Annotated in this window: 2 protein-coding genes; one reads left to right on the top strand and one right to left on the bottom strand. The window is 58.3% G+C overall.

What is annotated here, in order from left to right; all coding sequences use genetic code 11:
• Nucleotides 1-214 precede the first annotated feature (214 nt).
• Nucleotides 215-760 (bottom strand): hypothetical protein, encoded by a 546-nt coding sequence (locus tag WG622_RS19175; protein ID WP_339404907.1) that lies wholly within the window; start codon nt 758-760, stop codon nt 215-217.
• 125 nt (nt 761-885) lie between these two features.
• On the opposite strand from WG622_RS19175, the gene WG622_RS19170 reads away from it, so the two are divergent.
• Nucleotides 886-1,497, top strand: coding sequence for a sulfite exporter TauE/SafE family protein (locus WG622_RS19170; protein WP_339404906.1), 612 nt, complete (start codon nt 886-888; stop codon nt 1,495-1,497).
• The last annotated feature ends 111 nt before the right edge of the window (nt 1,498-1,608 follow it).

The following is a 1,608-nucleotide window of genomic DNA, read 5'->3' as shown; positions in this document are numbered from 1 at the left end:
TGCCGCGGTCGATTACATCGCCCGGCAGCGCGCGAAAAGCATAGGCGCGATGGCAGTGGAATCTCATAATTAAGGGCAAAAAATATCCCCGAACGCGTCGTGTCTCAGATTTAAGGGCAACGCGACACTTGTGGAATAGCCTCCTGCACCAGCCTGACGTGCGAGATCAGGCCGACGGCCCGGCTGCCCTCTGTCAACGCAGCAAGAACTTGGATTACTTGATCCAGCGTGCCCGCCCCATTCTCGGTGTCGAGGCTTCCGAAACCTTCATCGATAAAAAAGTGTCCATCCGGATCTTGCCCGAAAGGCTCTCGACCACATCAGCTAGCCCAAGCGCGAGGGCCAATGCCGCGATAAAGGTTTCGCCGCCTGACAGCGTTGCTGTCGGGCGCGCCTTGCCGGTGTTGATGTCGAAGACCTCGATTTCGAGCCCACGCTTGCCGCGACCGCCAGATGCCTCGAGCCCACGCGTTAGCCGGTAGCGACCACGTGTCATAGGGTCGAGCCTCATATTCGCCGCCTCGAGAACCTGGTCGAACATTGCTCCGATCGCGAAGGTTTCGAGTGTCGTCTTGAAATCGTTCTTGCCGTTACCCAGATCGGCCAGCCCCCGTAGCGGACCGGTCTCGGCTTCAAGCCGCTCGGTTTCTGCCAACGCCGCCGCAAGCGATTCCTTGAGCTTGGTCAGTGACAATACATCCGTTTTCGCTGTGGCGAGTGCAGCATTGGCCGCGGTCACGGTCTGGGTGGCGTCTGCCAACGCCAGCTCAAGCGGGGCAAGATCTTCCCCGCTTCGGCGGTGGTATCAACCCTCGCTTTCCTTAAAGTGGCCTGAGAATAAGTAGACCAATTTGCAGACCATTGGGACAACCGAGCAGATACTCGATGAATCAAGTCGAGGTCGCGCGAATGCTTTCCATAATCATATTGGTCGTGGCGGGTCTGCTCGCCGGGATGGTCAATGCCATCGCCGGTGGCGGGACTCTCATAAGCTTTCCTTCCCTGGTCTGGCTGGGACTGCCACCGATCATGGCCAATGCCACGGCGACGCTGACTGCCTTGCCCGGCTATGTCGGCAGTGCCTGGGCCTACAGACACGACATATCCGCCGAAGGTGGTCTCAGGCTTAGGAACATCATCGTGATCGCGGCACTTGGCGGCTTGGCAGGTGCGGGGCTGCTATTGATCACGCCGGGCGATGCCTTTGTTGGGATCGTGCCTTGGCTCCTGCTCACCGCCACTGTGCTCTTTGCAATCGGTCCGCGTCTCGTGGAGCTGGTTCAAGCGAAGGGACTGACGATCGGACTCGGTTTTTCGGCTCTCGCGATCTTCCTCGTTTCTGGCTACGGCGGCTATTTCAATGGAGGTCTTGGTATCATGTTGCTGGCGGTGTTCAGCCTGATTGGCTTCCAGAACCTGCACGGGATGAATGGTCTGAAGAACCTGCTTTCTGCCGTGCTTTCCTTGGTATCTGTCACGACGGAGTTGTCACGTTAATCGGGTAGCGATTGCCTCCTTGCTGTTTGCTACGTAGGTCACGGCGATGCAGACACCTTCCATCAGCTACAAGCGGCACCGGTTCCCGCCTTCGATCATTGCCCACGCGGT

This window comes from Cognatishimia coralii, assembly GCF_037478305.1.
Lineage (GTDB): Bacteria > Pseudomonadota > Alphaproteobacteria > Rhodobacterales > Rhodobacteraceae > Cognatishimia > Cognatishimia coralii.
The sequence above is the reverse complement of the archived record's forward strand: the minus strand, read 5'-3'. Positions and strand labels throughout refer to the sequence as shown.

Bases quoted from the DNA above. Each gene is read 5' to 3' on its own strand.
- WG622_RS19170 (WP_339404906.1), top strand. From the start codon at position 886: ATGAATCAAGTCGAGGTCGCGCGAATGCTTTCCATAATCATATTGGTC.